The sequence below is a fragment of the Pontibaca methylaminivorans genome, assembly GCF_900156525.1.
Lineage (GTDB): Bacteria > Pseudomonadota > Alphaproteobacteria > Rhodobacterales > Rhodobacteraceae > Pontibaca > Pontibaca methylaminivorans.
Genome location: NZ_FTPS01000005.1, coordinates 1 through 7,372, shown reverse-complemented (window position 1 = coordinate 7,372; position 7,372 = coordinate 1). Strand labels below are relative to the sequence as shown.

Here is a 7,372-nt window from a genome sequence, read left to right as displayed (position 1 = left end):
AAGATCCGTCGATGGATCCGGCGAATGTTGCGGGAGAGGCCATTGACCTAGTTAGCGCACAGTCTAATCATGGTCTTAAAGGTCGCTTGAATAGCCGAAGGCTTCGAAATCACGGGCGTAATGGTCGCGCACGCGGATTCGGTCGGCGGGTTGCCAGTCGATGTTCAGCGCATCCGAGCGAAGCTCGTGTGGAGGAATCGCGGGCGGCTGGACACCTAGATGGGTCGCTATCGCAGCAAGGGGCGCGGCTAGCCCATCCTCCAGCCGGAAGACGTCGACATCCTTGCCCAGATATTCCCATTGCGGGCGCAGATGATTGTCCAGATGGAATTTCTCGCGCTTCTGGCGGTCGAGGTTTTCTTCGATCCAAGCCGAGAAGTCGGGCAGGCCCTTCCAGAAGCTTTCCTTCGCCAATTGCGCCCGCATCCGGTATTCGCTTGCAATCCGGTCATAGGGGTTGCGTACGCTTGTCAGCGCATAGTCGAAAAATCCCTCGCCCAACAGCGCCCAAATATCCTGTGCACGATAATGCTGCGGCGTGCAGCGGCTGGCGTGAGGGACGCCCATGGAAAACAGCCGCAGCGGCGCGATAGTTTTCATCCAGCTTTCGATCGAAGTTCCCCCAGCCTTCGGAATGTGTATAAAGAGGATGCGTTTGCCGTTATGTTCGATGAAGGGCATGGAGCTTCCTAAATTCGGGCAGCGGATAGCTTCTGCTGCCATCATGCAAACCGAGTTTAGTTTTTTAACGGCATAGCCAATTTATGCGGCACGCCATGTTCAGTCAGATAGTCGTAAAAGCGCGCATAGTTTGCGGGATATTTCTTTGCGAAAGTCTCGGTTTCATAATAGCGATCAAACAGATCGGCAATCGTGAGACCGTCCCTCACCGCCTGCAGCGGCGCTTGCGGCAGACCGAGATAGTCGCAGAACTCTTGCGTACGGCTGTCGTGAACGATCCACAAGCTGGGCACGCCTGATTGCATAGAAGCCATATTCCCGTGGAACCTGGTCCCGATGCAGGCGTCGAAACCGCCGCGGAGTCTTTCGAACCATGGCTCCATCGAGTAATACTGGAAAAATTTCCGTCTTACATAACTGTGGAAGCCGACAAAGTCGAGAGCACCAGAATTTACAATTCTTTTAACACCTTCTGTCATCAATGCTTTCACATCCTCGGGCAGATTGTCGGGAGTTATGCCCTCGGCCATACGCGCAATCTCGTATTCGAAATGCGACGACTGCCCGATATAGGTCGCACCGCCCTCGATCGCCTGAAGAAGAAGGGGAAGCTCTTGCGAGTGGCGGGTAAGGTTGACGACGGTACGTTCGGTCCGAGGCGGTGCTGTCAATTCAGTCATACGGAAGTCGGGCCGACGGCTGATGAAACAGGACTGGCAGCCGATGACCTCAACGTTATCAATCCCAAGATGCTTGCAAAGCTCGGCTGTAAATTCGCCGCGCACGGCGATTTTGGGCGAGTGGTGCGACAGCACGGAAAGCAACCGTTTGGTCTCTGGAGCGACCACGGCGGTAGAAACCGACTGACCAATCCGTGCTTGGGCGCCGAGGCCGAAAACGACGACAGGAAGGCCAAGCTTCTCGATTGCGTTGGCCAATTTTGTATGGCCTTTGGCCAAGGTCGTTGTGTCGTTGACCATGATGCTCGTTGCTGCGACGAAGACCACATGGGTCAGTTCGCTGCGCAGTTGCTCAACGGCCTCATCAGTCATCTTATTGGGATAAAGATTTCGATATTCACCGATAATGTGCCGCGCGGCGAATCCGTGTAGGAAGTTCCCGGTATTCTCTCGGGCGCCTTCGCGACCGTGCGATGTGATACCCATGAACCCTATCCGACCGCCTTCTTTTGGAAGGACATAATCGGTTCTGTTTTCTTCAATAATCATAACTAAATGCCCGCTCCGCAATCGGATTGCTTCTCTTTTTTATTTGCTGGATCGGATGTGGCAATAGAAAACCCATTCTCCTGATAGAACAATTTCAACTCATTTTGGCAAGCTTGAATGGCAGCATTCGCGGCATCCCAGTCATGTTCCATCATCGCTTGCACGGGATCCTTCCATTCCTCCCGGACGTCCTGATACGGCAGCTTGTATAACTGACAAAACTCCGTGATACGGGAATCATAGACGAAGTAAAAGCAGGGTTTACCCTGCAGCAGCGCAACCATGTTGCCATGGAAGCGGAAGCCGATGATGGCATCAAGTTCGGCGGCCAGTGAAAGCCATTCCTCAATGCTTCTAACGCTGACCATGTGCCGGACAAGGTCCTGCGGGGTCAGTTCGTTTTCGCCGGCGATGTTCTTGATGACAGCAGCGGCGGCCTCCATACGCTCGATCATAGGGAGCTGACTATCGGCTACTTTGAATTCGGTCATGACGCCCTGCTCGAACAACGACAGCTTGGCGCATTCTTTAATACCATATTGGATTGCATCGACATGGGCACGTCGCGCCTCCTTCGGAGCGACGCAATAGATGTTGCCCATTAGCCCGCTGTGGAGCGAGATACCGATGGCGCGCTTACGGCTGGATAAACGAGCAGGGATCGACACCTGCGGGCATTTAAGCGTGTAAAAAAGCGAGGGACAGCCGGTGATGCGGATATTCTTCGCGCCGAGCCGTTCCAGCAAGTCCGCAGTGAACTGGCCGCGTACCGAGATACTTTTCGAGCGCTCGTCCAGCCGGGCCACAAAGCCTTTCGCGCCTTCGTTCTGATCTAGGAAGCCAACATCTTGCGTCGGGTTCTGAGCCCCCAGCCCAACAATCGCTAGCGGCGCGTCGATGCTGTCCAGTGTTTTATTGACCGCCTCGAAATCCATGTTGTTGTGCAGATAGGTAGATCCCCGGATTAAAGCCCGGTCAACCGGCTGCGATAGCACGCCGCCGAAGCCGATGCGCACTGTGTCCTCCATCGGGACTTCGCGCAGGATCGCTGCGCAAACCAGCATATCGCCGTAGTTCGGTTTCCATTTCGAGGTCCGCATATCAGGCCATGTCGTCAAGTTCTCATTGGACGAATGGTTGAAATGGACAAGTGCTGTTTTCATTTGCTGCGCGCTTCCTTTGGGATCGTTTGCTCGTGCGTTGTGTTCAGGTCCGGCTTTCCCGTAACTGCTCAAACCGTTCGATGAAGGGTTTAACCGCGTTGTTCCAGTTGCGCCCTTCCATGTCCGTGCGTGCGCGGGAGGAGAGTTGCCGGACCAGCGCGGGATCCGATGCAAGTCTCTCCAGAGCTGTCAGCGCTTCTGAGATGGTGTCGCTTTGAGACAGCACGACGCCATTTACCCATTGGTGCAGGACTTCGGTCACCGCCCCTGCATCCGTGGCAATCGGAATGACGCCCGACCGCATTGCTTCAAGAATCGTCAGTGGCAGCCCCTCGTAGTAGGATGGCAGTATAAAGACATCTGCCCATTCAAAAGCTTCTTCCAGACCTTCGGGTGTTGTCAACGGCGGTTCCAGAAGAGAGCTGATCTGAGGCGGAAGTTCCAAGGCGCTGTCGCTGATCACGGCCCTGCCGATCAAGCGCCATTCGATGGGCAAGCGAAGCGCCTGAGTTGTCTCGATGATCGAGACCAGCCGTTCGATCCCTTTCTGCTGATCAAGCCGGCCCAGATACATGACACGCAGCGGATCCTGCGGGGATCTGGTGGCGCGTCGGGCATCGAGCCGCGCTTCGGCCTCCTCGGGCAGGTCGAAACTCGGGGCGTTCAGTATCGGCACAATCTTGTCGGCGGGGATCCCCATGGCATGACACCACTCTCCCAACTGTCTGGAGCAGGGCAGGATCGCGTCATAGGCATGTTCGAAGGCGAGGCCCAAGTAGGTATTACCGACCGGCCGCTGAAACGTGCTGAGATCGCTAAGATGCAGCGACAGTGCAGTCTTAACACCGAAACGCTTTAGCTGTCCCATCACGCCTGAGATCGCCCCGCCGTGGAAGTTGATGACCGCATCGAGCCAGGCCAGCATCGCGGTGGCCTGCCGCTGATCGCCGGAACGCGACCAGTCGGGCACGTCGGTTCCCAGATAGTTCGAATTTGCCGGACCCCAAGTCATGAAGGTCGGATCGGCAAGGAAGGTGACGCTTTCGAACGTGTCGCGCCATTCGGCGCTAAATTGACAGCTTTGGGCCTCCAGTATGAAGAGATGCGGGCGCCAGCCGGCGCGCTTCATCGCCCGTGCCGTGTTCAGCGCTACCCGCTCGACCCCGCCGAATTCAGCCAAAGGTAATGCGAAGCCGATGTCGCGCCCGTCTCTGGAGATGCGGGGATAGGCGGCGTCGGCCTTGGTTGGGATGCGGCTGATTTCATGCGTGCGACCGCGCCAGGGAACGTCGGGCGTGCGCCAGTCCCACCTATAGGCCAGCGCGTCGCGGTTGGGCGAGGCTTGATAACGGGCGGCGACGCCCACAAAGTCATGAGCGGCGGCGGTATAGAGTTCCTCCCCGTTCGAGAATAACGTCTCGGGCAGTTGCAGCCGCAAAAGCGTGGTGGGCAAGGCGCAGGGCCGCGCGGCGACGCCCGAGGCCCAGGCGATCGAGCTATCGCGCACGATGTCCGAGAACAGGCCGGGCCGGACCATCAGCATGGCGGCGTGAAGCTCGGTCGAGTCCTGGGCTTCTTGTTCGTTCCAGCCAATGCGCTCGGCGTCGCGCGGCTCGATCTCCAGCGCGGCGAAGCATTGCTGGGCAAGCCGGCGCTCCATCGTCCACAGCACCGCATGCAGCAGTCGCGCGCGGCGCAGCTGGTCCAGCACGGCCGAATGCGTCATCAGCAGGATCGGCGGCATGTGGTGCTGGCTGTTGTCGGTCTGGGTGCGCCACCACAGCCGCTCGAATTCGGCCATTGATATCCGCCGGGCGTCGGGCACGTCGGGATCGACGGTCAGCAGCACCTCTCCCCGGTCGGCAAGAAAGATAGCATAGCGCGGGGCCTCTTGCTGCTCCAGCTCCAGCAGGCCGCGCGGGCTGAACAGCTTCTTGTGCTTCTTGCGCATCTCGCTGCGGATCGCGTCCGAGTCGCGCTCGGAATCGGCTAGCATGGATTCGGCGCGCTTGCGATAGAGGAAACCGAAATTCTCGATATGGCGACCGCGGAAACCGGCCTCGGCGGCGGTCAGGAAGAAGTCCCAGTCCTCGAAGCCGGATTTGAACGAAGTGTCGAAATAGACGCCTGCCTCGAAAACTTCACGGCGGATCAGACTGCCGGCCTCGCAGACGTTCATCACCGTATGGATTAGCAGCGAATAATCGCCGCCATAGTCGCCCGCCCAAGGCAGGCCGAACATGTCGATATTGGGATAGATCCAACCCGTCTCTGGATGTCTGTCCAGCGCTGCCATGGCGTTGGACATGGCATCCGGGCGCAGCCGGTTGTCGGCGTCCAGCATATATATCGCCTCGACTGAAGGCCAAGTCGAAAGCGCGTGGCGAATGCCGTGGTTGCGGGCGTCGCTGAGCCCGCCATTAGGTTTGCGCAGATAGGTGATATGGTCGGGATAGCTCAGGGCGTATTCGTGGCAAACCTCGTCAGTTTCGGGATGCGGGCAGCCGTCATTGACCAGCACAAGCTGGATCCGGAACCCCGCCCGCTGCGCCAGAGCGCTTTCGATTGCTTCGGACAACAGCACCGAATGGCGGAAGATCGGCACCACCACAGCGACACGCGGCGCCGTGACCGGGGTCGCATTCATGATGTGGGGCTTGAGAAGGGTATGTTGCATCCTGTCACCTCGTCAGAATTGCAGGCAGATATGCGAGAAGGTGGACCAGCCATAGGCATTACTACGTTGACCCTTCGGTAAGCGGGTCATCAGATAGATATCGTGGGGTGCATCCAGCGGCCTGGGTAGAAGGACATGGGCTTGCCCCTCCTCCTCGGGGGCTAGCCGGATCCAACCTGAGGCGAGCGCAGCATCGAAATCGGGCAGCCGGCCGGACTTGTGGGGGCGCTGGTCCTGCGGCAGCAGCGCAAGCTGGTATTCGACCGTCGGCGCTTCGGCATGGCGCGTGGCCAGCGTGGCAAAGACTTGGCGTGCGCCGGGCAAGGCAATACCCGGCAGGATGCCGCAGGCCACGCGCCGGGGCACGACATGAACCAGCAGCGCCTCGCTGGACTGAAACAGCGGCATGGTGCTGTTCAGCGTCTCAAGGTCGATCGCAGTGGCCAGCGTGTCGCGTTCGACCCGGCGCAGGCGGTTCCGGCCGCCGATCTGGATCACCGCATGAGCAGGGACCGGCGCATTCGCCCCCGCGATCCAGCGCCACAATTGCAGCGCGGGCAGGGTCTCGACCGGCTGGCCGTCCACCTCGGGATGGAAGCGCGGCTCGGGGTGCTGGACGGCGCTGGACAGCTTGAGGACGCCCTTGCCCTGATAGCTGACATTCAGCATCAGGCTAATCGTGTCCGGCCCCAGTGCGCGATCCAGCGAGAAACGCAGCCAACCATGTTCCAGCCGAGCCGCCGGAACCTCCCATATGGCCAGGGTTTCGTTCGTGTCGGGGCTGAGCAGGCTGACATTCAGCATTCCGCCCTCGGCGGGGGCGGTCTCGTTGCCGATATGGATCGCCAGATCACTCAGTCCGGCGCTGGTGCCAGGCAACCGCTGTATCAGCTGCGAATCGCCGCGCAGCGTGATCGGCAACTGGCCCGAGACCGGCGACAGCGTGGTTTCCAGCGTGCGATGCTGTGGGCCGTGGCGATAGACGAACTGTTCGAGTTTCTGGAAGCTGGCCTGGATCGCTTCGTGCTGCTGGCGTAGCAGCCCCAACTCGCGCATGTAGCAGGTCGAGCGCTGCGCGCTTTTCTGCCGGTGTTCAGTTAGCCGGGCCACCAGCCATTCCAGAACCTTGGTGCGGATGTCGAGGATTTCGTCGCCCAGTGTGATCTCTGCCGGCGGATCGTTGTCCAGACGGTCGCGCCACAGTTCGGCCAGTTGCGACAGGCGCTTCTTGCCGCTGCTCGAAAGCGGTAGCTGGCCGATGGTGCGTAGCATGACCTGATCTATGGGCAGCGGCAGGCCGCCGTCATCGCTGAACGAGATGTCGTTGCGCGAGCTCGAGGCGACGATCAGAGTAACCGGCAACGACAAAGCGCTAGCCTCAGGAAAATCTTCGGAGGCCACAAGGATCGAAGCAAATTGGTTGGGCATAAAGTCTGGGTCCACTAGTGTGATCGAAGGTTCAAACTGATTTTAATACGCCATACTGAACGTTGTCGTTACTGTTGTGTTGGTGCGCATGGTCTGACAGAGTGCTTGATTGAGGTCCAGACTCATTGAATTTCATAGCCAGAACAGGACGATGGCAAGAGTATGATCGCCGGAGAAGAAAGTTTTAGGGCATC

At 58.7% G+C, this 7,372-nt stretch carries 5 protein-coding genes; all 5 read right to left on the bottom strand.

Translation table 11 applies throughout. The features are described from left to right. Positions 1-75: 75 nt before the first annotated feature. The 5 genes from B0B01_RS12770 to B0B01_RS12750 are packed head-to-tail and all read right to left on the bottom strand — an operon-like array spanning position 76 to position 7,178. Positions 76-681, bottom strand: coding sequence for a sulfotransferase family 2 domain-containing protein (locus tag B0B01_RS12770; protein ID WP_076650459.1), 606 nt, complete (start codon positions 679-681; stop codon positions 76-78). 56 nt (positions 682-737) lie between these two features. After that, entirely contained in the window at positions 738-1,910 is a 1,173-nt protein-coding gene (locus tag B0B01_RS12765; protein WP_083946387.1) for a polysaccharide pyruvyl transferase family protein, read from the bottom strand. Positions 1,911-1,912: 2 nt separating this feature from the next. Continuing rightward, entirely contained in the window at positions 1,913-3,073 is a 1,161-nt protein-coding gene (locus tag B0B01_RS12760; protein WP_083946386.1) for a polysaccharide pyruvyl transferase family protein, read from the bottom strand. A 43-nt stretch (positions 3,074-3,116) separates the two neighbouring features. Beyond that, positions 3,117-5,750, bottom strand: coding sequence for a glycosyltransferase (locus B0B01_RS12755; RefSeq protein ID WP_076650456.1), 2,634 nt, complete (start codon positions 5,748-5,750; stop codon positions 3,117-3,119). A gap of 12 nt (positions 5,751-5,762) precedes the next feature. Continuing rightward, positions 5,763-7,178, bottom strand: coding sequence for a DUF6212 domain-containing protein (locus B0B01_RS12750; protein WP_143733117.1), 1,416 nt, complete (start codon positions 7,176-7,178; stop codon positions 5,763-5,765). Positions 7,179-7,372 lie beyond the last annotated feature (194 nt).